The 24602-nt window shown below is 63.5% G+C and carries 17 protein-coding genes; 10 read left to right on the top strand and 7 right to left on the bottom strand.

The annotated features are described in order from the left end of the window. From metG to ACIQ09_RS14570, 4 genes are all read left to right on the top strand, one after another. Window positions 1-1198, top strand: a 1198-nt coding sequence (gene metG, locus ACIQ09_RS14585; RefSeq protein WP_398311218.1) for a methionine--tRNA ligase subunit beta, incomplete at its 5' end; no start/stop codon positions are given. Between the two features lie 36 nt (window positions 1199-1234). Continuing rightward, a complete protein-coding gene (locus ACIQ09_RS14580) occupies window positions 1235-1516 on the top strand; it encodes a hypothetical protein (RefSeq protein WP_398311215.1) in 282 nt (93 codons plus the stop codon). Window positions 1517-1650: 134 nt separating this feature from the next. Further along, window positions 1651-3336 carry a SulP family inorganic anion transporter gene (locus ACIQ09_RS14575; protein ID WP_398311212.1) on the top strand — a complete coding sequence of 562 codons (1686 nt, stop codon included), beginning with the start codon at window positions 1651-1653 and terminating at the stop codon, window positions 3334-3336. 111 nt (window positions 3337-3447) lie between these two features. Next, a complete protein-coding gene (locus ACIQ09_RS14570; protein WP_398311209.1) occupies window positions 3448-5970 on the top strand; it encodes an EAL domain-containing protein in 2523 nt (840 codons plus the stop codon). A gap of 21 nt (window positions 5971-5991) precedes the next feature. Here the strand turns inward: ACIQ09_RS14570 and dnaE are convergent, their stop codons facing one another. The 3 genes from dnaE to ACIQ09_RS14555 are packed head-to-tail and all read right to left on the bottom strand — an operon-like array spanning window position 5992 to window position 11975. Continuing rightward, window positions 5992-9480 (bottom strand): DNA polymerase III subunit alpha, encoded by a 3489-nt coding sequence (gene dnaE, locus ACIQ09_RS14565; RefSeq protein WP_398311206.1) that lies wholly within the window; start codon window positions 9478-9480, stop codon window positions 5992-5994. A gap of 32 nt (window positions 9481-9512) precedes the next feature. Continuing rightward, entirely contained in the window at window positions 9513-10829 is a 1317-nt protein-coding gene (locus ACIQ09_RS14560) for a hemolysin family protein (RefSeq protein WP_398311203.1), read from the bottom strand. A 24-nt stretch (window positions 10830-10853) separates the two neighbouring features. Then, window positions 10854-11975: a rhomboid family intramembrane serine protease gene (locus ACIQ09_RS14555; RefSeq protein WP_398311200.1), complete on the bottom strand. Its 1122-nt coding sequence runs from the start codon at window positions 11973-11975 to the stop codon at window positions 10854-10856. A 189-nt stretch (window positions 11976-12164) separates the two neighbouring features. On the opposite strand from ACIQ09_RS14555, the gene ACIQ09_RS14550 reads away from it, so the two are divergent. Further along, on the top strand, window positions 12165-13217 hold the full coding sequence (locus ACIQ09_RS14550; RefSeq protein WP_398311197.1) for a GGDEF domain-containing protein: 1053 nt from the start codon (window positions 12165-12167) through the stop codon (window positions 13215-13217). 24 nt (window positions 13218-13241) lie between these two features. Here ACIQ09_RS14550 and ACIQ09_RS14545 read toward each other — a convergent pair whose 3' ends face one another. From ACIQ09_RS14545 to ACIQ09_RS14535, 3 genes are all read right to left on the bottom strand, one after another. Beyond that, window positions 13242-13595: a hypothetical protein gene (locus tag ACIQ09_RS14545; RefSeq protein ID WP_398311194.1), complete on the bottom strand. Its 354-nt coding sequence runs from the start codon at window positions 13593-13595 to the stop codon at window positions 13242-13244. A 26-nt stretch (window positions 13596-13621) separates the two neighbouring features. Then, window positions 13622-14602 (bottom strand): quinone oxidoreductase family protein, encoded by a 981-nt coding sequence (locus ACIQ09_RS14540; protein ID WP_398311192.1) that lies wholly within the window; start codon window positions 14600-14602, stop codon window positions 13622-13624. A 101-nt stretch (window positions 14603-14703) separates the two neighbouring features. Continuing rightward, entirely contained in the window at window positions 14704-16998 is a 2295-nt protein-coding gene (locus tag ACIQ09_RS14535) for an NADP-dependent malic enzyme (protein WP_398311189.1), read from the bottom strand. Window positions 16999-17343: 345 nt separating this feature from the next. Between ACIQ09_RS14535 and ACIQ09_RS14530 the strand changes: the two genes are divergently transcribed. Then, complete coding sequence (locus tag ACIQ09_RS14530) at window positions 17344-18114, top strand: ParA family protein (protein WP_398311186.1); 771 nt, start codon at window positions 17344-17346, stop codon at window positions 18112-18114. 49 nt (window positions 18115-18163) lie between these two features. Here ACIQ09_RS14530 and ACIQ09_RS14525 read toward each other — a convergent pair whose 3' ends face one another. Continuing rightward, entirely contained in the window at window positions 18164-20386 is a 2223-nt protein-coding gene (locus ACIQ09_RS14525) for a UvrD-helicase domain-containing protein (protein ID WP_398311183.1), read from the bottom strand. Between the two features lie 332 nt (window positions 20387-20718). On the opposite strand from ACIQ09_RS14525, the gene ACIQ09_RS14520 reads away from it, so the two are divergent. From ACIQ09_RS14520 to secF, 4 genes are all read left to right on the top strand, one after another. Further along, window positions 20719-21045, top strand: coding sequence for a hypothetical protein (locus ACIQ09_RS14520; RefSeq protein ID WP_398311180.1), 327 nt, complete (start codon window positions 20719-20721; stop codon window positions 21043-21045). Window positions 21046-21240: 195 nt separating this feature from the next. Further along, entirely contained in the window at window positions 21241-21573 is a 333-nt protein-coding gene (gene yajC / locus ACIQ09_RS14515; protein WP_296565690.1) for a preprotein translocase subunit YajC, read from the top strand. Window positions 21574-21646: 73 nt separating this feature from the next. Then, complete coding sequence (gene secD / locus ACIQ09_RS14510) at window positions 21647-23506, top strand: protein translocase subunit SecD (RefSeq protein ID WP_398311177.1); 1860 nt, start codon at window positions 21647-21649, stop codon at window positions 23504-23506. Window positions 23507-23539: 33 nt separating this feature from the next. After that, window positions 23540-24472 (top strand): protein translocase subunit SecF, encoded by a 933-nt coding sequence (secF, locus tag ACIQ09_RS14505; RefSeq protein WP_398311174.1) that lies wholly within the window; start codon window positions 23540-23542, stop codon window positions 24470-24472. The last annotated feature ends 130 nt before the right edge of the window (window positions 24473-24602 follow it).

The following is a 24602-nucleotide window of genomic DNA, read 5'->3' as shown; positions in this document are numbered from 1 at the left end:
CGGCTACCGCACGCCCACCCAGCTGTGCGTCAACGGCTTCCTCACCGTAGACGGCGCCAAGATGAGCAAGAGCCGCGGCACCTTCATCACCGCCCGCTCCTACACCGAACAGAAGCTCAATCCCGAGTGGCTGCGCTACTACTTCGCCGGCAAGTCCAACGGCACCATGGAAGACGTGGACCTGAACCTCGACGACATGATCGCCAAGGTCAACTCCGACCTGGTGGGCAAGTTCGTCAACATCGCCAGCCGCTGCGCCGGCTTCATCGCCAAACGCTTTGACGGCAAGCTCGGTGAACACGATGCCGCCGCCGCCCTCGACTGGAACCTGGACGAAGTCAGCGCGGCCTTTGAAAGCCGCGACTTCAGCCGCGCCCTGCGCAAGATCATGGAGTTCGCCGATCAGGCCAACGGCTACGTCAACGACAACAAGCCCTGGGAACTGGCCAAGCAGGAAGGTCAGGAGGCTCGCCTGCACGTGGTGTGCACCACCGCCATCAACATCTTCAAGGCCCTCACCGGCCTGCTCAAGCCGGTGCTGCCGACCCTCGCGACGCAGGTCGAGTCCTTCCTCGCCATCGACGCCCTCAACTGGAACAACCTCCTCGCCCCACTTCCCGCCGGTCACACCATCAACACCTACAGCCACCTGATGACCCGCATCGAGCGCAAGCAGGTGGATGCCCTGCTTGAAGCCAACCGCGACTCCCTCGCCCCCGCCGCCACCGAAGTCCAGCCGGCCAAGACCGCGAAGGGCAAGGACGGCAAGGACGAAAAGGCCGCCCACTCCGAACAACGCCACGCCCAGCATCAGGCCCATGCCGCCAGCGCTGAAGCTGCTGAGGCCAGCGAGTTCGAGCCTTTCATCTCCATCGACGACTTCGGCAAGGTGGATCTGCGCATCGCGAAGATCGTCGCCGCCGAGCACGTGGAAGGCGCGGCCAAGCTGCTGCGCCTGTCCCTCGACATCGGCGAAGAGAAGCCGCGCCAGGTATTCGCGGGCATCAAGTCGGCCTACGATCCGGCCACCCTGGTTGGTCGCCTGACCGTGATGGTGGCCAACCTGGCCCCGCGCAAGATGAAGTTCGGCATGTCGGAGGGCATGGTGCTGGCCGCCTCGGATGCCTCCGGAGACACGCCGGGCCTGTTCATCCTGTCGCCGGACGCAGGCGCCACCCCCGGGATGCGCGTCAAGTAAGCCCCCTGTCAGCCACCTGCCTTAAGCTACCGCTCGATGAACTCCAGCCGTTCACCTCTGCCCCGTCTGACCCCAGCCTTCTGGGGCTGGGCTGCCCTCGACATTGTCGGGGTGCTGATCCTGGCCCTCGGGGCGGCTTACCTCATGGAAGACCGGGCCTCGCTGCTGCCCGGTTTTCCGGCCAGCAGCCTGCAGGCCTGGCTATGCGTGGGTGGCGGCATTGCCACCGTTTTCGTGGCCGCCGTAAAGATGCTGGTTGAAGTCATGCACAGCGCCTCAGCCGGCAACAAAGCGGCCAACGACAGCCGTTTCTCCTGAACGGCACCCAGCCACCATGCCCCTGACCGCCTGCAAACGATGGATCGTCCAGCATCGTAACGGGCCAGGCTCCCGTCCTCCGCAAAGCGCGCCCCGTGGCGCAAACCCGAATTTCCCTCGATTGCGGAGGCTCCATGAAGATCGTTTTCCACCCCAAGCTTCTCGACACGCTGCCCGGCTACAACGGCGCGCAGTTCGGTCGTGATGCCTCCGCCGGCCTGACGGTCGGCGTCCTCGCCCTGCCCCTGGCCATGGCCTTCGCCATCGCCTCCGGCATGTCGCCCACCGCCGGCATCTGGACGGCCATCGTTGCCGGCTTCCTGATCTCCGCCCTCGGCGGCTCCCGAGTGCAGATCGGCGGCCCCACCGGCGCCTTCATTCCCATCATCTACGGCATCGTCGTCGAATACGGCGTGCAGAACCTGCTGGTGGCCACCATGCTGGCCGGCGCCATGCTGGTCGCCATGGGCGTGTTTCGCCTCGGCAACCTGATCCGCTTCATCCCCAAGACGGTGGTAATCGGCTTCACCAATGGCATCGCGGTGGTCATCTTCCTTGCCCAGATCAAGGACTTCCTGGGCCTGCAGATCGACCACCTGCCCGGCGAGTTCTTCGGCAAGGTGAAGGCCCTCTTCACCCACCTGGACACCATCGACCTCCCCACTGTGGCCCTGTCGGTCACCTCCATCATCGTGCTGCTGTCGTGGAACCGGCTGGCCCAACGCTTCAAACCCCTGAGCCGGCTGCCCGGCCCCCTGGGCGTGCTGATTCTCGCCACCGCCGCCAACGCCCTGCTGCAACTGCCCGTGGAGACCATCGGCACGCGCTTCAACGGCATCCCCCAGGATCTGCCTGCCTTTGCGCTGCCCCAGCTGTCCCTGGAGACCCTCGGCAAGCTGATCTCGCCAGCCCTCACCATCGCCCTCCTCGGCGCCATCGAGTCCCTGCTGTCGGCACGGGTCGCCGACGCCGCCATCGAGGACCGCCACGATCCCAACCAGGAACTCATCGCCCAGGGCCTGGCCAACCTGGCCGCGCCCCTGTTTGGCGGCTTTGCGGCCACCGGCGCCATCGCCCGCACCGCCACCAACGTGCGCACCGGCGGTCGCAGCCCGGTGGCCGGCATCGTGCACTCGGTGGTCCTTCTGGCCGTGGTGCTGGTCTTTGCCCCCTTCGCCAAGCACATTCCCCTGGCCACCCTGTCGGCCATCGTCGTTGTGGTCGCCATCAACATGGGCGAGTGGCACGAGTTCCGTGGCCTCAAGCGCTTCTCGGTGAATTACCGCACCACCCTGCTGAGCACCTTCTTTGTCACGGTCTTCTTCGACCTGACCCTGGCGGTCGAGCTGGGCATGGTGCTGGCCAGCCTGTTCTTCATCTACCGCATGTCCGACCTGACCCGGGTCGAGCGCCTGCCCCTGACCGAGCTGTCGATGATGCCCGGCTTCCTCTACCCCGACGGCTCGCCCCGGGTGGTCGCCTATTCGCTCTACGGCACCCTGTTCTTCGGCGCCATCCACAAGCTCGAGACCCTCCTCGACCCGGCCCAGCGCCACCCGGAGGTGGTGATCCTCGACATGCATCACCTGGTCAACCTGGACACCACCGGCCTTGAGGGTCTGGAGAGCCTGTGCAAGAACATGCACAAGAAGGGCTGCGCCCTGATCCTGTGCAGCCTCAACGACCAACCCGCATCCCTGATCCACCGGTCCGGCTTCGAGGACGAAGTGGGCGTCAACAACATCTGCGGGGACATCTACGGCGCCCTGGCCCGCTCCCGCGATCTGCTACCGAGATTCATGGACGAAGACAACCTCTGAGGCCTCGGCCAACCCGGCTTCCAGCACCTGAAGACCCTGCAAGACGAAGCCATCGACAATACGGCCCGCCGGGGCACGGCCCCAATGGGGCTAGAATGTAGGCATTCTTTGGTGTCTCCCCAAACCTGCGACCCAAACCACGCCGTGCCCGAACCCACCCACCCTGAAGGCCATGACGTCTGGGACTTTCCCCTGTCCCTGTTCGAGCGCTTTCCCACCCTGATCTGGCGCGCAGGCATCGACGCCAAGTGCAGCTACTTCAACCAGACCTGGCTCGACTTCACGGGCCGCAGCCTGCACCAGGAGATGGGCGACGGCTGGACGAACGGCATTCACCCCGAGGATTTCGACCGCTGCGTCAGCACCTATCTGGAGCACTTTGCGGTACGCACCCCTTTCGAGATGGAGTACCGCCTGCGCCGCCGCGACGGGCAATACCGCTGGATCATCGACACGGGCCGCCCCCTGTACGACAAGGCCGGTGAGTTTGCCGGCTACATCGGCTCCTGCCTCGACATCACCGACCGCCGCAACACCGAAGCCGAGCTGCGCGAGCGGGAGAACCGCCTGAGCACGCTGCTCGCCTCCATGGGTGAGGGCGTGGTCATGCGCGATGCCCAGGGAATGCTGCTACTGCACAACAGCAGTGCCGAGCAGATCCTCGGCCTCAGTGCAGACGAGATGCAGGGCTGGGACGTACACGGAGGGCTGCTCACCTACCTCAACGAGGATGGTGAGCCGATCCCGCCCCGGCAGATCCCGGCCATGCAGGCTGTGACTACCGGCCAACCCCGGGCGGGCGTGCTGGGGCTCGACCACCGGGACGGACGGCGCCGCTGGCTGTGGACCAACTCGACACCACTCTTCGACGATGACGCCACCACTCCCTGCGGGGTGGTCACGACCATCGCCGACATCACGGCCCGCCGGGAGGACGAAGAACAGCTGCGCCTCGCTCTGACCGTGTTCCGCAACAGCGTCGAGGCGATCATTGTTACCGATGCGCAAGAGCGCATCCTGTCGGTCAACCGCGCGTTCAGCGAAGTCACCGGCTACAGCGCCGAGGATGCCATTGGCAAGACACCGCGCATGCTCCAGTCCGGCCACCACGACCACGGTTTCTACGCAGCCATGTGGCGCGACATCCAGGAAAACGGTTTCTGGCAGGGCGAGGTTTATGACCGGCGCAAGAACGGCACGTTCTACCCGTCCGCCCTGTCCATCAGCGTGGTGCGCGACAAGCAGGAGCGCATCACCCACTACGTCGCCGTGTTCTCTGACATCACCGAGCGCAAAGCCTCGGAAGCGCGCATTGCCTATCTGGCCCAACACGACCCCCTTACCGGGCTGCCCAACCGCACTCTGCTCCAGGACCGCCTCGATCAGGCCCTCGCTGGTGCGGTACGGCACAACAGCCGGATCGCCCTGCTGTTTCTCGACCTGGACCGCTTCAAGACCATCAACGACTCCCTCGGCCACATGATCGGCGACCGCCTGCTGCAGGGCGTGGCCCTACGCCTGTCGGCGTGCACGCGGGATACCGACACCATCAGCCGCCAGGGCGGCGACGAGTTCCTGATCGTCCTTACCGACGTGGACGGGCCCGACGACGCAGCCCGGGTGGCCGAAAAGATACTGGACCAACTGCATCCACCCTTCGATATCGACGGCCAGTTGCTGGCCACCTCCTTCTCCATCGGCATCGCCCTCTACCCCGAAGACGGAACCTGCGCCGACAGCCTGATGAAGAATGCCGATACAGCCATGTATCACGCCAAGGAGTGCGGGCGGAACACCTACCGCTTCTTCGACGAGGTGATGAACGTCAATGCCCTTGAGCGCCTGCACATGGAAAACGCACTGCGTCAGGCCCTCGAGCAGCAGGAATTCAGCCTCTATTACCAGCCCCAGGTTAACCTGGCCAGCGGCCGTATCATCGGGGTGGAAGCCTTGTTGCGCTGGTTCAATGGATCCCTGGGGGGAGTGTCGCCCGGGTGCTTCATCCCCCTCGCCGAGGAGTGCGGGCTCATCGTTCCAATCGGCCGCTGGGTGCTCCACCAAGCCTGCCAGCAGGCTATGCAATGGCAAAAACAGGGCTTTGCCCCGATCCCGGTAGCAGTCAACATTTCGGCCCTGCAATTTCGCCGCGCCGACATGGTGACCACCGTGCGCGAGGCCCTGGACGCCAGCGGGCTGGCACCCCAGTTGCTGGAGCTGGAACTCACCGAATCCCTGCTGATGCAGTCAGGCCCGGAAGTGGAACGCACCCTCGCCGGGCTCAAGGCCCTTGGCGTGCGCATGTCCATTGATGATTTCGGTACCGGTTATTCGAGCCTGGCCTACCTGAAGCGCTTTCCAGTGGACTGCCTCAAGATCGATCAGAGCTTCGTGCGTGATCTGATTGACGATCCAGACGATGCCGCCATCGTGCGGGCAGTGATTCAGCTTGGGCGCAGCCTGCGTCTGGAGGTGATCGCCGAAGGTACAGAGACGCCCGAGCAGCTCGACATCCTGCGCGCCGAGGGCTGCTCCGCAGCCCAGGGCTTCGTCTTCAGCCCGCCGCTGCCTGCCGAGGCGCTCAATGACCTCCTGCGCATTGGCGTGCTGCCGGGCAGCCTGATCATTTCAGACTGAGTCCGGCCGGCTCGGTACAGATCAAGAGTAAATGATCTCGACCGCGTCGGCGGGCAGCCACTCGCGCAGGCTCTCCAGCAGGCTATCGTCGGGGCGCACCCGCCAGGCGGCGCCGAAGGGCAGATCGCCTTCGGCCACCCCGTTGCGGTAACGCACGCGAATCGGGCACTCCCCGTCGCGAAACGGGGCCAGCACGCTTTGCAGGCGCTCGGCTGCCGCAACAGCTCCACCCGCTTCGCCAACCTCGCCGTTAAGCCTGAGCTGCAGGGCCCGGGCGTAGCGACCACGCGCCTCGCCAAGCGTCATCAGCTTGTCGGCGACGATGCGATAACCACCGGAAAACTCGTCATTGCTCACCTTGGCCTCAACGATCAGCACTTCATCCACCACGATGCGCTGGCGATTGTTGTCGAAGACCTCGGAGAACACCGACACCTCCCGCGGGGTGGTGCCGTCGTCCAGCAGCACAAAGGCGATCTTGCCCCGGGCCGTCATCTTGGCGCGCACTTCCATGACCACGCCGGCCATGGTGATGAGATCCCGGGACGGTTCAACCTGGGCCAAGGGGCGCCGCACGAAGCGCCGCACCTCTTCCTTGAAGGCATTGAAGGGATGGCCGGAAAGGAAGAAGCCGATGGCCAGCTTCTCTTCCTTGAGCTTCTCCCGCTCGCCCCAGGGGCGCACCTTCACATAGTCGACCATCGGCGCGGCAGCCTCGCCGGGGATGTCGAACAGGCCGCCCTGTAGGGCATTGGCGGCAATCTGTTCGGCCGCCTCCATGGCGATGCCGACGCTGGCCAGCAGCTTGTGACGGTCGGCTGGCTGCACCGGGTCGAGGGTGTCGAAGGCGCCGGCACGCACCAGGGCCTCGATGACCCGCCGGTTGGCCATGCGCTTGTCCACCCGGCAGCAGAAATCGAAGAGATCCTTGAAGGGTCCGGACTCCCGGGCGGCCAGGATGGCCCGCACCGCCGGCTCGCCCACACCCTTCACGGCACCAAGGCCGTAGCGGATGGTCTTGGCGTCGGTGGGCACAAAACGGTAGTCGGACTGGTTCACGTCCGGCGGCAACACCACGATGCGGTTGGCGATCGTGTCTTCGTAGAAGATCTTGATCGTGTCGGTGTTGTCCAGGTCCGAAGACATGGTGGCTGCCATGAAGGCCGAGCAGTGGTAGGCCTTCAACCAGGCTGTGTGATAGGTGACCACCGCGTAGGCCGCCGTGTGCGACTTGTTGAAGCCGTACTCGGCAAACTTGGTCATCAGGTCGAAGAGCTGCTCGGCCAGCGCCGGGTCATAGCCCTTCTGACGCGCACCGTCGGCGATGGTCTCCCGGTGCTTGGCCATCTCGTCGGCCTTCTTCTTGCCCATCGCCCGGCGCAGCATGTCGGCACCGCCCAGGGTGTAGCCCCCGATGATCTGGGAGATCTGCATCACCTGTTCCTGGTACACGATCACCCCGTAGGTGGGCGACAGGCAGGCGGTGAGATCGGGATGGAAGTAGTCGATGGCCTGCTGGCCCTTCTTGCGCAGGATGAAGTCGTCCACCATGCCCGAACCCAGCGGGCCTGGACGGTAGAGGGCCAGCACGGCGATGATGTCTTCGAAACGGTCGGGGGCGAGCTTCTTGAGAAGCTTCTTCATGCCGTCCGATTCCACCTGGAAGATCGCCGTGGTGTTGGCTTCGCGGAGGATCTGGTAGGCCGCCTGGTCTTCGAAGCCCAGGCTCATCAGATCCGGCCGCACGCCGGTGAGGCGCTTTACGTACTCTAGGGCCAGCTCGATGATGGTGAGGTTGCGCAGGCCGAGGAAGTCGAACTTGACCAGCCCCACCGCCTCCACGTCGTCCTTGTCGAACTGGGACACCGGTGTGGCGTCGTCACCGTCGGCGATGTAAAGCGGGCAGAAATCGGTGAGCTTGCCCGGCGCGATGAGTACGCCCCCGGCGTGCATGCCGACACCACGGGTGAGGCCCTCGAGGGGCTCGGCCAGGCTCCACAGCTCCTGGACCGATTCGCCGTCGTTGCCATCGGCCATCAGCTCATTGATCTGCGGCTCCTGTTCCCGGGCCTCGGCCAGGGACAGGGGCTTGTTCTGCACCACCGGGATCAGCTTGGACAGGCGATCGCACAGGCCGTAGGGCAGATCCAGCACCCGGCCCACGTCGCGCACCACCGCCTTCGAGGCCATGGTGCCGAAGGTGGCGATCTGGCTCACCGCATCGGCCCCGTAGTGGGCGCGCACGTACTCGATGACCTTGTAGCGGTTGTCCTGACAGAAGTCGATGTCGAAGTCGGGCATGGACACCCGCTCCGGGTTGAGAAAGCGCTCGAACAGCAGGGCGTAGGCCAGCGGATCGATGTCGGTGATGCGCAGGCTGAAGGCCACCAGCGAGCCGGCACCGGACCCCCGCCCCGGGCCCACCGGCACCCCGTTGTGCTTGGCCCAGTTGATGAAGTCGGCCACGATCAGGAAGTAGCCCGGGAAGCCCATCTGGATGATGGTGTCGGTCTCGAACTTGAGCCGCGCTTCGTACTCTTCGCGCTTCTGCTCCCGCTCCACCTCGTTGGGAAAGAGCTCCTTGAGACGCACCTCGAGGCCGGAACGGGCCTCCGCCACCAGGAAATCGTCAAGGGTCATGCCCTCAGGCGTCGGAAACTGGGGCAGGAAGTTCTTGCCCAGCTGCACGGTGAGGGAGCAGCGCCGGGCAATCTCGACGCTGTTCTCCAGCGCCTCGGGGATGTCGGCAAACAGCGCGCACATCTCGTCCTGGGTCTTGAAGTACTGCTCGGGGGTAAACTCCTTCGGGCGGCGCTTGTCCGCCAGCACATTGCCCTGAGCAATGCACACGCGGGCCTCGTGGGCCTTGAAGTCTTCGGGCCGGGTGAACTGGATGGGGTGGGTCGCCACCACTGGCAGGTCAAGCCGCGAAGCGATCTGCAGGGCATCACGGATGTAGGTTTCGGTGCCCGGATGCCCCGCCCGCTGGATCTCCACATAGAAGCTGCCGGGAAAGCGCGCCGCCCAGTCGGCAGCAAGCTTCTCGGCCAGGCCAAGGTTGCCGTTGGCAAGAGCGTGGCCGATATCGCCATCCCGGGCGCCGGACAGGCACAGGAGGTCACTGGCGCTACCCGCATCCAGCCATTCACGACGCAGTTCGGCCCGCCCCCGGTATTTGTTCTCGATGAAGGCCCGGGTGAGGATCTCGCAAAGCTGGCCGTAACCCTTGCGGTTCCGGCAGATCAGCAGGATCCGGGTCGGCTTGTCGCGTTCGATCTCGTTGGTGATCCAGCAGTCGGCGCCGATGATCGGCTTGATACCTTTGCCGCGGGCACCCTTGTAAAACTTGACCATCCCGAACAGGTTGGCGAGATCGGAGATGCCAAGGGCCGGCATGCCGTCAGCAGCAGCGCGGGCAATGGCAGAATCCACCTGCACGATCCCGTCGGAGATCGAGTACTCGGTATGGAGACGCAGGTGGATGTAGCGGGGGGCGTGAGATTCGGACATCCCGGGATTTTACCCGCCAGCCCGCACCGGTTTCACCCTTCGACGGAGATTTCTCCGGCAGCGGGGCCCAGCCGGCTCACCAGCAACTGGTCGATGCGGTGATTGTCCACGTCGATGACCTCGAAACGGTAGCCGCCAAAATCCACCCGGTCGGTGCGGCGGGGGATCTTGCGCAGGTGGTACATCATGAAGCCGGCGATGGTCTCGTAGTGCTCGTTGCCGTCGACATCGTCGATATCCAGCACGCGCATCACGTCGGCCACGGCAGTGGCGCCATCCACCAGCCAGGAGCTATCGTCCCGGCGCACGATCTGCTCCTCCTGGACCTGCTCCACGTCGTCGCCGACCAGGGCCCGGAAGATGTCGTTGAGGGTGATCACGCCCACCACCAGGGCGTACTCGTTGATGATCACCGCGAAATCCTCGCGGGCCTCGCGAAAGCGCTCGAGCACCTCGGACAGGGTCAGGGTGTCGGGCAGGGCCAGCAGGGGATTGATCGGAGCGTCGGCCTTCATGGACAGGGACTGGCCCGCCAGCACCCGGTTGAGCAGGTCCTTGGCGTCCACGTAGCCCACCACGGTGTCGATGCCGCCGTCGCACACCGGAAAGCGGTTGAAGGGCCGCCCGGCAATCTTCTGGCGGATGCTCTCCTCGCTCTCCTGCAGGGTGAAGAACACCACGCTGTCGCGGGTCGTCATGGCCGACGGCGCGCTGCGTGCCTCCAGGCCAAACACGTTCTCGATCAGGGCGTGCCCCTGCTCGGCGAGCAGGCCGGCCTGGGCGCCGGCCTCGACCACGGCGATGATCTCATCAGGCGTCACGGTGTCATTGCGGGTGGTCGCCACCCCCAGAAGGCGGAACAGCAAGTCCGCCGCTTCGTTGTAAAGCCACAGCAAGGGGCGCAACCAGCGGATCAGGACGCTCATGGGCGCCGCCACGGCCATCGCCATGCGCTCGGGTGAGGCCATGCCCAAGCGCTTTGGCATCAGGTCGGCAAACAGGATGAACAGGGACGTGACCGCCATGAAGGACAGGGCAAAGGCCAGCGTGTCCAGGTAGGCGGCCGGCACCAGCGGCGCCAGCATGCCCGTCAGCCACGGGGAGAATGCCCCCTCGCCAACAATGCCGCCCATGATCGCCACCGCATTGAGACCGATCTGCACCAGGGTGAAGAAGGGCCCCGGGCGGGCCTGCAGGGCCAGCACCCGGGCGGCCCCCTCGCTGCCGTTCTCAGCCAGCACCGCCAACCGGGATTTGCGCGACGCTGCAACCGAAATCTCGGCAATCGAGAAGAAGGCGCTGATGCCCACCAGGAGCAGGATGAGGAGGATCTGCTGGAAGAAATCCATGACGCACTCGGGCCGGAGCGTCGCTCAGCGAGCCCCCGCCTCCACCGACTTGCGCAACCGCATCTGGAGCAGGATGTTGTCGGCCTGCACCTGGAGCGCCCTGGAGCGCTCCACCCACACCGTTTGCCGGGTTTCGAAAGCCTGGGCCAGAGCCTTCAGGGCATCCCGCCGAGTGCTTGCGTAATTGATCAATTCACGACGCTGCCAGTCGCTGGCGGCGGGTGCCTCGGTCCACGAGAGCTGGTTGACCTGTCGCTCCCAGCGCAGAATGAAGTCGCGCTCCAGCACATCGAGCGCTGCGGCCTCGGTGATGCGACGCTGGCGCAGGGCCTCCATCAGGGCAGCCTGCTCACGCAACAGATCCTGCTCTTCAAGGGCGAAGTGCTGGAGCGTCTGCTGATAAGCCGAATCGACCTCGTAACGACGAATCACTTCGGGGGTCTGCTGCCACAGGACGAGACCGATGGCCGCAACAGCCAGCATGCCCCCCAGGGCCCGGCGGGTCAGCCACAGGACCGGCCGTGGGGATACGATGGGCTCGGCGAACGCAAGGCCAAGCAGCAAGCCCCCCGCCAGCCCGCCAAGGTGGGCGGCATTGTCGATACCCTGCAGGGAAAAGCCGGCAAAGAGGGAGTAGCCGATGAAGCCCAGGGTGCCAGAACGCATCTCCCGGAAGACCTCACCGGGCACCGACCCGCGCTGCAAAAGCAGATAGGCCAGCAGCGCCCCATACACTCCGAAGATCGCCCCTGACGCCCCTACACTGACACCCCCCTGCTTCCACCACAGGCTGGCCAGATTGCCGAGCAACCCGGCGCCGATATAGATAACGATGAATCCTGCCCGCCCAAACAGGCGCTCGACGACCTGACCTGCCTGGTAGAGGGCCAGCATGTTGAGCCCCACGTGGAGCAGCCCTCCATGCAGGAACAGGGCAGACAGCAGTCGCCAGAGCTCCCCCTTCTGGACCAACGGCGCAAAGTTGCCCCCAGCCTGAATCAGCAACTCAGACGGAAACTGCATCGGATTCCGGGAAATCGCCGCAAGCAGAGCAAACACGACCCCATTGATGACCACGATGGCCAAGGTGACATCGGCCCGGCGGACGCGCGAAAAGAGGAGGTTGGTAAAGGTGTCGTAGTTCAAGGGAAGGGGCGGAGCAACTGGAAGACCATTCGATTATACGCATGGCCGAATGACGGCCTGAAGGATCCCGGGAAGGGTGAGACAGCACGGCACACGACGTGACGGACTACCGATCCAAAGTCATCAATCACATGAAAAACTCCAGGATCGTGAGATAGAATTAAGAGTTGCAAGCCTTCCACCGGGCCCATGATCCACATTCTCAAGCATGTCGAATCCATCACCCAGCACCGGGATCGCACCCTGCTGGAGCTGGGTGTCGCGTCAGCCCTGTTCGAACTGGTGAAGGCGCGGGAGGTGAACCTGTACAAGGTCAGCCAGCATGGCGTCGACAGCTTCCTCGCCCGTGTCACCCACGTGGGCCAGGACGGTGTGCGCTACGTGCAATCGGAGTTCGATGAGGGCGGTGAAGCCCTGCCACTCGCCGAGCGCCCGGAGATGGTGGCCTGTGTGGAACAGACCCAGATCGTCCGACGTCACGACAACGATCGGGGTGAATACGTGCACTGTTTCCCGATCAACGTCGACCGGCGCGTGCTGGGCGTGCTCGAAGTCGTCTGCAGCACGCCACTCTCCCCTGAAGACCTGGGCACTGCCGAGGGCTTCCTGGGCCTCTACCGCAATTACCTCAGTCTGCTCGACTACAGTGAGCGGGACACGCTCACCGGGCTGCTCAACCGCAAGACCTTCGACGAAAATCTGGGCAAGATCCTCCATGGACTCACCCCCGGCGAGTCAGGCCTGGCCAGGGACACCACCCCGCCCCATCGTCGACGCCAGAATGACGATGGCAGGTACTGGCTGGCAGTGGTGGACGTGGATCACTTCAAACGGGTCAACGACCAGTTCGGACATCTCTATGGCGATGAGGTGCTGCTGCTGCTTGCCCGGATCATGCAGGAAAGCTTCCGCCACCAGGATCGGTTGTTCCGTTTCGGCGGCGAGGAGTTCGTGATCATCCTGCGCGCAGCCTCTGACCAGGAAGTGTCCGTCGCACTTGATCGCCTCCGTGCCGCTGTCGAGGCCTACGCCTTTCCGCAGGTCGGTACTGTCACGGTGAGCATCGGCTACACCGGCATCCAGCCCAACGAAACCATCCCTGACATCGTCGGCCGGGCCGACGACGCGCTGTACGTCGCCAAGGATCACGGCCGCAACCAAGTAAGAAGCTACGAACAGCTACTGGCCTGCGGCAAGGTGTCGGCCCGCGAAGCGCCCGACAGCGACATTGAGCTGTTCTAGGCCCTCAGCGCTCCGGGAGGCTCGTTAACGCGCGGCAGCCTGGGCTGGCAGATCCTTTAAGGCCTGCTTTCGCTCCCCGTCCGCCGCAAATATCAGGGCTCGCTGCTCATCACTGAGCGGAGAGCCAAGATCCCGCTCGAGCGAACTATAGATCCGGGCTAACCTTTCGGTCAGCCGCCCCTTTGCCGGTATGGCCCGCAACACTTGCTCCCGGCGGGCACCGGTGATGCTCATCACCTTCTGGACAAAACTCTCTTCGATGCGGCGGGTTTCCGCCTGGATGAAGGCTGCTTGCACCGGCGTCAACACCACGGGCGGCGGCACCGGAGGAGCAGCATACCCCGGAGAGGAGACGGCGATACCGAGAGCGAACGCCATCAGAGCAGCACGAAAACGGGGATGTCTCATGATGAGGGAACCAGCACGGTGGAACCCGTCGTCCGCCGCGCTTCAAGCTCACGATGTGCGGTGGCTGCATCCTGCAGCGGAAAACGTTGATTGATGGACAGGCGAACCTGCCCCGAAAGCACTACGGAAAAGAGTTCTTCTGCCATCATCAGCAAATCGTCCCGAAGCGCCGAATAGGCAAACAGGCTTGGCCGAGTCAGGAACAGCGAGCCCATCTTGCCGAGCAGCCCGGGATCAAACGGGGCCACCGGCCCAGACGCATTGCCGAAGGTCACCATCATGCCCAGGGGGCGTAGGCAGGCCAGGGAGTCCATGAAGGTGTCCTTGCCGATGGAGTCGTAGACCACCGCCACACCTTCGCCGCCAGTCAGCTCCCGAACACGGCCGGAGACATTCTCGCGGGTATAGACGATGGCATGGTCACAGCCGTGCTGACGGGCCAGCTCCGCCTTTTCGTCAGAACCGACGGTACCGATGACGGTAGCCCCCAGGGCCTTGGCCCACTGGCAGACGATCAGGCCGACGCCCCCCGCAGCGGCATGGATGAGAATGGTGTCGCCAGGCTGGACCCGGTAGGTGCGGCGCAGCAGGTACTGAGCGGTCAGGCCCTGCAGCATCATGGCTGCCCCCTGCTCGAAACTCAGGGCATCGGGCAACCGGACCAGGCGGTCGGCCGGTATGTTACGGCGTTCAGCGTAGGCACCGAGGGGGCCACCGGCGTAAGCGACCCTATCGCCGGGCTGCAGATCGGTCACGCCCTCACCCACGGCCTCCACCACGCCGGCCGCTTCGAGCCCAATGCCCGACGGCAACGGAACCGGATACAAACCGGATCGATGGTAGGTGTCGATGTAGTTCAGACCGACCGCATGGTGTCGCAGTTGGGCCTCGCCGGCAGCCGGCGGAGCCAGATCAGCCTCGACCCACTGCAGGACTTCGGGGCCGCCGGTACGCTCAAAACGGATCAAACGGGACATGCCTCACCTCGCGGAACATTGTCTCCAATTGTACCGGAGGGTGATTTCAAATAGCGGAGGGAAGCACCCCGACCCGATGGGCGGGCCGGGGCAATCAGGACTCAGAGCGGCAATTCTTCACGCTGCTCGACGGCATCCACCACTGCCAGGGCGGTAATATTGACCAGCCGGCGCACCGACGCCGACGGCGTCAGGATGTGCACGGCACGGGCACTACCGAGCAGAATGGGGCCGACGGACACGCCATCGCCATTGGCCACCTTGAGCAGGTTGAAGGCGATATTGGCTGCATCCAGGTTGGGCATGACCAACAAGTTGGCTTCACCGTGGAGGCTCGAGTCCGGATGGAGGCGGTCGCGGATCTCGGGCGACAGGGCCGAGTCACCGTGCATTTCACCATCGCACTGCAGGTCCGGCGCCTTCACCCGCAGGATGTCGCGGGCTTCGCGCATGCGGCGGGACGATGTGCTGCGTGCACTGCCGAAGTTGGAATGGGACAGCAGGGCCACCTTGGGTTCGATGCCGAATCGCTTCAGTTCGTCGGCCGCCATCACGGCGATCTCGGCGGTTTCCTCGGCGCTGGGCATTTCGTTCACGTAGGTGTCGGTGATGGCCAGGATGCGCTGGGGCAGCAGCAGGATGTTCATCGCCGCATACAGGCTGGCACCGCTCTTGAGGCCGATCAGGTTCTGGACGTGGTTGAAGTGGTGGTCATAGCCACCGGTGGTGCCACAGACGAGGGCATCGGCATCGCCACGACGCAGCAGCATGCAGCCGATCAGGGTGCTGTCGGCGCGCATGGCTTCACGGGCGGAATCGGGCGTCACACCATCACGCCCCATCAGGCGGTAGTACTCCTGCCACAGCTCGCGATAGCGGCTGTCGGATTCGACATTGACCACATCGAAATCACGACCGGCCACGAGGTTGAGGCCGAACTTCTCAATGCGCATGTCGATCACCGCCGGCCGGCCGATGAGGATCGGGCGGGCCAGGTTTTCATCCACCACCGCACGCACGGCACGCAGGACCCGCTCGCTCTCGCCCTCGGCGTAGAGCACGCGCTTCTTGTCGGCAGGAACCGCCTTGGCCTTGGTGAACACCGGCTTCATGATGATGCCGGACTGGTAGACGAACTCGTTGAGGCTCTGGACGTAGGCCTCCATGTCGATCTTGCGCGTGGCCACGCCGGAGTCGATGGCAGCCTGGGCCACGGCGGGGGCGATCTTGACGATCAGGCGCGGATCGAAGGGTTTGGGAATCAGGTAGTTCGGGCCGAAGGTGAGATCGGCACCCCCATAGGCCTGGGCCACTACGTCGGACTGTTCGGCTTCGGCCAGCTCAGCAATCGCCTTCACGCAGGCCAGCTTCATCTCTTCATTGATCTTGGTGGCGCCAGCATCCAGCGCGCCACGGAAGATGAAGGGGAAGCACAGCACGTTGTTGACCTGGTTCGGGTAGTCCGAACGGCCGGTGGCGATGATGGCGTCGGGACGCACTTCCTTGGCCAGCTCCGGCAGGATTTCCGGGGTGGGGTTGGCGAGGGCAAAGATCAGCGGCTTGTCGGCCATGGTCTTGACCATCTCGGGCTTGAGCACGCCTGCGGTAGACAGACCCAGGAAGATATCGGCACCAACCACTGCATCGGCCAGGGTGCGGAACCCGGTCTGCTGGGCGAAGCGGGCCTTGGTGGGCTCCATCTTTTCGTCGCGCCCGACATAGATCACGCCCTTGGAGTCACACACGAAAATGTTCTCGCGGGTGATGCCAAGACCGCACCACAGTTCGAGGCAGGCGATGGCCGCGGCGCCTGCGCCGGAGACAACGACCTTCACCTGATCAATCTGCTTCCCCACCACCTTCAGGCCATTGAGCATGGCGGCGGCGGAGATGATGGCGGTGCCGTGCTGGTCGTCGTGGAAAACCGGAATGTTCATCCGCTCACGCAGCTTCTGCTCGATGTAGAAGCACTCGGGCGCCTTGATATCCTCAAGGTTCACGCCGCCCAGCGTGGGCTCCAGCGCTGCGATCATGTCGATCAGCTTGTCCGGGTCGTTCTCGGCGAGCTCGATATCGAAAACATCGATGTTCGCAAACTTCTTGAACAGACAACCCTTGCCTTCCATCACCGGCTTGGCTGCCAGGGGGCCGATGTTACCCAGGCCGAGCACCGCGGTGCCGTTGGTGATCACGGCCACCAGGTTGCCGCGGGAGGTGTACTCCTGTGCATCGGCCGGATCCGCCACGATGGCATCGCAGGCAGCAGCCACACCTGGGGAATAGGCCAGGGCCAGGTCGCGCTGGTTGGTCAGGCCCTTGGTGGGCACCACTGCAATCTTGCCGCGAGTCGGGTTGCGATGGTAATCGAGGGCGGCTGCAATGAAATCCTTGTCCATGTTCTCTCTTCTCTCAAAATGGTCCGACCCCCACAGGCCGGGGCAACGAGATGCCGCTGGCGGGGGATATCACCGATGGTCTGGCCGGAAAAATCTGGATGTGTCCTGAATACCCTGAGGCGAGCGTGCGCCTCGTATGACAGCCGTGCGGCGGTCACCCAGCCGCCCGACCGGAGTTTCGCGCCCGGGAGGGGGGCACGAAGACTTCATATTGCTTGCTTTATTGTTTGCATACGAGTTTACCCGACCCACGCCTTTTTGGCACCCTCGGTAATTACGGACCGCTAGCCAATGCGTGGCACAATCGCGCGCATCCAAACAGCACAAGAAAACAGGGGAGAACCGATGCGACGCGTTGTATTCAACCAAAAGGGCGGGGTGGGCAAGTCCACGATCACCTGCAACCTGGCTGCGATCAGCGCCCACAAGGGCCTGCGCACCCTGGTTGTCGACCTGGACCCCCAGGGCAACTCCACCCACTATCTGTTGGGCGACGCGGCAGAGAATGGTGACGACACACTGGCCGGCCTCTTCGAGCAAACCCTGTCCTTCAAGTTCAGCCCCAAGAAGACCGCCGAGTTCGTTCACCCGACGCCCTTCGCCAACCTCTCGATCATGCCCTCCCACCCCAGCCTGGAAGAGCTCCAGGGGAAGCTGGAGTCCCGCTACAAGATCTTCAAGCTGCGCGACGCCCTCGACGAACTGGCTGACGACTACGATGCGGTTTTTATCGACACCCCACCGGCCCTCAACTTTTACACCCGCTCGGCCCTGATCGCCACCCGCCTGTGCCTGATCCCCTTCGACTGCGACGACTTCTCCCGTCGCGCACTGTACGCGCTGATGGAAAACGTTCAGGAAATCCGGGCCGACCACAACCGTGAGCTCGAAGTCGAGGGCATCGTGGTCAACCAGTTCCAGCCCCGCGCCAGCCTGCCCCAGAAACTGGTGCAGGAGCTGATTGCAGAAGGTCTTCCGCTGTTCAGGACCTACCTGTCAAGCTCGATCAGGATCCGCGAAAGCCACGAACAGGCCAAACCCATGATCCACCTTGACCCGAAGCACAAGCTGGCCCAGGAATTCGTAGCCTTGCATGACGAACTGCGCCAGTCGTGATGGATGACGCCGCCGGGCCGGACATGAAGACCCGAAGAGGCCACTCCGGCTAAACAGGCGTGAGCTTCGCCACCGCCAGCATCAGCCACTTGCTACCCGCCTCGGCAAACTTCACATGAACCCGCGCGTCGTTGCCGCTGCCCTCGGCGGCGATGATGACACCGTCGCCAAAACGCGCATGCTGCACATTCTGACCAATCCGCAAGCCCCCCAGATCGCGGGATTTCATCGGCGGGGCTGGCGGCATGCTGGCCATCGCCGGCTTTGAGGCACCCGGGTTGTAATAGCGCGCCGACGGCTCCGACACGAAGCTGCGACGCGGATTGGGCGGCGTCAGCCACTTGGTCAGCCCCTCCGGAATCTCCTCCAGAAAACGGGAGCGCAGGTTGTAACGCACCTGTCCATGCAGCATGCGGCTCTGGGTGAAACTCAGATACAGACGCTGACGGGCCCGGGTTACCGCCACATACATGAGGCGCCGCTCCTCCTCCAGCCCGTCCGCCTCCTGGGCGCTGTTCTCGTGGGGAAACAGACCTTCTTCGAGACCGGACAGGAATACCACGTCGAACTCGAGCCCCTTGGCCGCATGAACCGTCATCAGCTGGACGGCCTCCGTGCCCGCATCAGCCTGATGATCGCCCGCCTCCAGGGACGCATGAGCGAGAAACTCGGCCAGCACCGATTCGACGCCCGACGGCACATCCCCGGGGGCCTGGCCGGCACCGACCTCCGCACTGAAGTTGGCCGCGGCATTGATCAGCTCATCCAGGTTCTCGAGCCGCTCCTGCCCTTCCTTTTCCGCCTTGTAATGGGCACGCAGGCCAGACACCTCAATCACGTGCTCCACCATCTCATGCAGCGGAAGATTCCTCGTTTCGCTGCGTAGGCGCTCGATCAGCACCACAAACTGGGCCAGGGATGAGCCCGGCTTGCCGGAGAGGTGGGGCACCGTCTGGTAAAGGGGCGTGTTCCAGGTACGCGCAGCGTCCTGCAAGGCCTCAAGGGATCGGGCGCCGATGCCGCGGGTGGGAAAATTGACGACCCGGGTGAACGCGGTATCGTCATCGGAATTGGCGATAAGACGCAGGTAGGCCAGGGCATGCTTGACCTCCTGACGTTCGAAGAAGCGCAGGCCACCGTACACCCGGTAGGCAATGCCGCTGGAAAAAAGCTGATGCTCCAGCACCCGCGACTGCGCATTCGAGCGGTACAAGAGGGCAATATCAGCACGGCTGGCGCCATCGCGGACCAGCGACTGGATCTCCTCGACAATCCAGCGGGCCTCGTCCGTATCGGTGAAAGCCTCGTAGACACGGATCGGCTCCCCCGCCCCGCGGTCGGTCCATAAGTTCTTGCCAAGACGTTTGCTGTTGTTGGCAATCAGCGCGTTGGCCGCATCCAGGATGTTGCCGTGGGAGCGGTAGTTCTGCTCAAGGCGGATGACGCTCTCAACATGGAAATCCCGCTCGAAATCCCGCATGTTGCCGATCTCGGCGCCACGGAAGCGGTAGATGGACTGGTCATCATCGCCCACGCAGAACAGGCTGGCCCCCCCCTCCTCGCCCTTGCCGGCCAGCAGGCCCAGCCAGCGGTACTGGAGCACATTGGTGTCCTGAAACTCATCCACCAGGATGTGACGGAAGCGTGCTTGGTAATGCCGCCGGATCGGCTCATTGCGCTCCAGCAACTCGTAGCTGCGCAGCAACAACTCGGGGAAATCCACAACTGCCTCGCGCTGGCACTGTGCCTCATACTCCATGTAAAGCTCGACCCGGCGGCGGCTGTAGTCGTCCCATGCTTCCACCGCGGCCGGCCTCAAGCCCGCTTCCTTTTGGCCGTTGATAAAGTGCTGCAGATCACGGGGCGGGAATTTCTCGTCATCCACGTTGAGCGTTTTCAGCAGACGCTTGATCGATGCGAGCTGGTCACCCGTATCCAGGATCTGGAACAACTGGGGCAGGCCAGCTTCCCGGTGATGTGCGCGCAAAAAACGGTTGCACAAGCCATGAAAGGTGCCGATCCACATCCCGCGGGTGTTGATCGGAAACATGGCCGAAAGCCGCGTGAGCATCTCCTTGGCCGCCTTGTTGGTAAAGGTGACCGCCAAAATCCCCTGGGGGCTGCAGTGGCCGTTCTGCAACAGCCAGGCGATCCGGGTGATGAGCACCCGGGTCTTGCCGGAGCCGGCTCCCGCCAGGATCAGTGCATGCCGGGGTGGCAGCGTCACCGCAGCGAGCTGTTCGGGATTGAGGTGATCAAGGAGCTGGGACATGGATGCAACACGGAATACGGCGAAGCGCCACATTCTACCGCCAGCGCCCCGGATCAGATGACCCGGCCCTGCCGGAGGGCTGTGTTGCGAAAAGGCTCCGCTGCCGTGACGGATTACTTGAAAGAAATTGAAAAGAGCCTTGCAGTCAACACCGCAAGTACCTAAACTGAAATTGTGCAATGCAACAAACAAGATTCAATAGAGGCTGACCAACCGCGTAAACAACGGAAAAATTCGTAGAAAAACGATTTTGCATCGCACCAAAACCGTCTTGAAACGAACACATGGATCAGCCCACATGTTTGATGCCCCAAATACAGGAGTAACAGCAAATGAAAGCACCGAAACTACTACACTGGCACGCCCGCAAAGCCGGCGTCCCCATCGAACGCGCCGAAGCCCTCTGGCGCAAGGCCCTGCGTGAAGCCACTGCCGACACCGGCTGGGTGGGCACCTCCGAGTTCTGGGGTGCGGCCGAAACCCGCTTCCTGGAACTGCTTGCCGATGAGCAAAGCACGCTGTGCACCCCGCACGTTGAAACCTTCATGCGCACCCAGCACCGCATGGGCCTGATGCCCCTGCTCGCTGCAGAGCAAGTATTTTCTGCAATGTCTGCCAACTGGCAGCGCTTCTGCAACCAGATGAACAAGGCTGCCTGACCGCGCCTGCCGAGCGCCAACGGCGTCGGCTCAACCGGGTTTTTCTCCCTCCTCTCCCTCGTGGAGATTTGACGGCGTCTGTCGCAAGGCAGACGCCGCTTTTTTTCGTGCGCTCCGCCCGCAACAGCCGCTCGAAGGTCACCCGCCGGGTACTGCTATAATCCGGGACTTTGTATCTTGACTCCGGAGTTTAATGTGCTGATTTCCAACGCCTTTGCCCAAGCCGCACCGGCTGCCGCTCAAGACCCCCTGGGCGGTCTGACCGGCATCCTGCCGATGATTTTCATGTTCGGCGTGCTGTGGTTCCTGATGATTCGCCCGCAAATGAAGCGCGCCAAGGAACATAAGGCACTCCTCGAAGGTCTGCAGAAGAACGACGAGGTCCTGACCGGTGGTGGCATCGTGGGCAAGGTCGTGGCCATCAGTGACGCCTATGTGACCGTCGAAGTCGCCGCCAACACCCAGATCGTTGTTCAAAAGCAGGCCATCGGCGCCGTGTTGCCCAAGGGCACCCTCAAGTCGATCTGACCGGCCCTCAACCGGTGCGCCCGCACCGGTTTCCACCGCCGTCGCGCCCGTTTTCTCTCCTTCCCGCCAGACCATGAACCGCTATCCTCTCTGGAAAAATCTCCTCATCGGGCTCGTCCTGCTGTGGGGTCTGATCTACACCCTGCCGAACTTCTACGGGGAGGTGCCCGCCGTCCAGGTCTCCAGCGGCAAGGCCACTCTCAAACTGGACGCCAGTGCCACCCAGAAACGCGTCGAGGAAAGCCTCGCTGCAGTTGGCATCCAGCATGACGGCCTGTTCTCCGATTTCAACAGCGTGCGCGTCCGCTTCCGCGATACGGACACCCAGCTGAAGGCCAAGGACGCCATCGAAAGGGCCTTCAATCCGGATGCTGCCGACCCCTCCTACGTGGTCGCCCTCAATCTGCTCTCCGCCAGCCCCCAGTGGCTCACCAACATTGGCGCCCTGCCCATGTACCTGGGCCTGGATCTGCGCGGGGGTGTGCATTTCCTGCTCCAGGTGGACATGAAGGGCGCAGTCACCAAGCGCCTCGATGCCACTACCGGCGACCTGCGCACCCTGCTGCGTGACAAGAATGTGCGCCATGCGGGCATTACCCGCGAAGGCCAGAACGTCGTGATCCGGTTCCGGGATGCCGAGTCCCAGACCCGCGCCCGTGCCGTGATCACTGCCGGCACCAACGACCTGCTGTTGACGGAGGGCCAGGACGGTGCCGACTTCAAGGTCACGGCAACGCTCACCCCGCTGGCCCAGAAGTCCATCCAGGAATTTGCCCTCAAGCAGAACATCACCACCCTGCACAACCGTATCAACGAACTGGGCGTCGCCGAGCCGGTCATTCAGCAGCAAGGCGTCGACCGCATCGTCGTGCAGCTTCCCGGCGTGCAGGATGTCGCCAAGGCCAAGGATATTCTCGGCCGCACGGCCACCCTCGAAATCCGCATGGTAGACGACACCCCAGGTGCCCTGGAGGCAGCCGTCACGGGTGCCGTCCCCCCGGGAACCGAGGTTTACAACGACCGCGAAGGCCGCCCGCTGCTGGTCAAGAAGCAGGTCGTCCTGACCGGGGAGCGCCTGACTGACGCCCAGCCCGGCTTTGACGGCCAGACTCAGGAAGCTGCGGTCCACCTCACCCTGGACTCCGCCGGCGCCCGTATCTTCAAGGACGTCACCCGCGAGAACGTAAACAAGCGCATGGCCATCCTGCTCATCGAAAAGGGTAAGGGTGAAGTCGTCACCGCTCCCGTCATTCGCGGCGAGATCGGTGGCGGGCGAGTGCAGATCTCCGGGCGTATGAGCTCCGAAGAAGCCACGGACACGGCCCTGCTGCTGCGGGCAGGCTCCCTGGCCGCCCCGATGGAGATCATCGAGGAGCGCACCATCGGCCCGAGCCTTGGTGCAGAGAACATCAGCAAGGGCTTCCACTCCACGCTGTGGGGCTTCGTGGCAATCGGCGTCTTCATGTGCGCCTATTACATGCTTTTCGGTCTGGTTTCGGTGGTGGCCCTGGCCTCCAACCTGCTGCTGCTGATCGCCCTCCTGTCCCTGCTGCAGGCCACGCTGACCCTGCCCGGCATCGCCGCCATCGCGCTGACCCTGGGTATGGCCATCGACGCCAACGTGCTGATCAACGAGCGTATCCGCGAAGAACTGCGTAACGGCTCCAGTCCCCAGGCCGCCATCACCGCCGGCTATGACCGGGCCTTCGACACCATTCTCGACTCCAACGTCACCACGCTGATCGCTGGCGTCGCCCTGCTGGTGTTCGGCTCGGGCCCGGTGCGCGGCTTTGCCGTTGTCCACTGCCTGGGCATCCTGACCTCCATGTTCAGTGCCATCCTCGTATCCCGTGGCCTGGTCAATCTGATCTACGGCAAGAAGCGCAAGCTCGAGAAACTGGCCATTGGCCAGATCTGGAAACCCGGCAACTAAGGCGCGCAAAGAAAGAGAAACGGACCCGCCATCATGGAATTTTTCCGCATCCGCAAAGACATCCCGTTCATGAAGCACGCGCTGGTGTTCAACGTCATTTCGTTGGTCACCTTTCTGCTCGCGGTCTTCTTCCTGGCCACCAAGGGGCTGCATTTCAGCGTCGAGTTTACCGGCGGCACCCTGATGGAGGTCAGCTACAGCGAAGCGCCCAACCTCGAAAAGCTGCGTGAATCCCTGGCCAAGGACGGCTACCAGGACGCCCAGGTGCAGAATTTCGGCAGTGCCCGGGACGTCCTGATCCGCCTGCCCAACCGGGAGGGCATGGAGACCGGCAAGGTCAGCGAGAAGGTCATGGCCAACCTCGCCTCCATCGAAGGCCCGAAAGCCGAGATGCGCCGCGTGGAATTCGTCGGCCCCCAGGTCGGCAAGGAGCTCGCGTCGGACGGAGCCATGGCACTGCTGCTGGTCATCGGCGGCATCGTGGCCTACCTGGCGATGCGTTTTGAATGGCGCTTTGCAGTGTCGGCCATCATCGCCAACCTCCACGACGTGATCATCATCCTGGGCTTCTTCTCCCTGTTCCAGTGGGAGTTCTCGTTGCCTGTGCTGGCTGCCACCCTGGCCGTGCTGGGTTACTCGGTCAATGAGTCGGTCGTGGTCTTCGACCGAGTCCGCGAAACCTTCAAGAAGAAGCGCGGCCTCACCACCCCCGAGGTGCTGGACCACGCCATCACCAGCACCATCAGCCGGACCATCATCACCCACGGCAGCACCCAGATCATGGTGCTGTCCATGCTGCTGTTCGGTGGTGAGACGCTGTACTACTTCTCCCTGGCCCTGACCATCGGCATCTGCTTCGGCATCTACTCCTCGGTACTCGTGGCCAGTCCGCTGGTTATGTGGCTGGGTGTGTCGCGGGAGCAGTTCATGCAGGTGAAGAAGGAAAAGGAAGAAGCCGTCGTCTGAGCATCGGCCTCAAGCCAGAAGGGCTGCCAATCGGCAGCCCTTTTTTTGGCGGATCCCGCCCCCGACGGTGGCGGGATCCGCGGGTTTCGATGCAGGCGCGCGGGATACATGATATTTTGCTGCGGACTGC

The sequence above is a fragment of the Zoogloea sp. genome, from assembly GCF_044344315.1.
GTDB lineage: Bacteria > Pseudomonadota > Gammaproteobacteria > Burkholderiales > Rhodocyclaceae > Zoogloea.
This window is presented reverse-complemented; position numbering and strand designations above follow the sequence as displayed.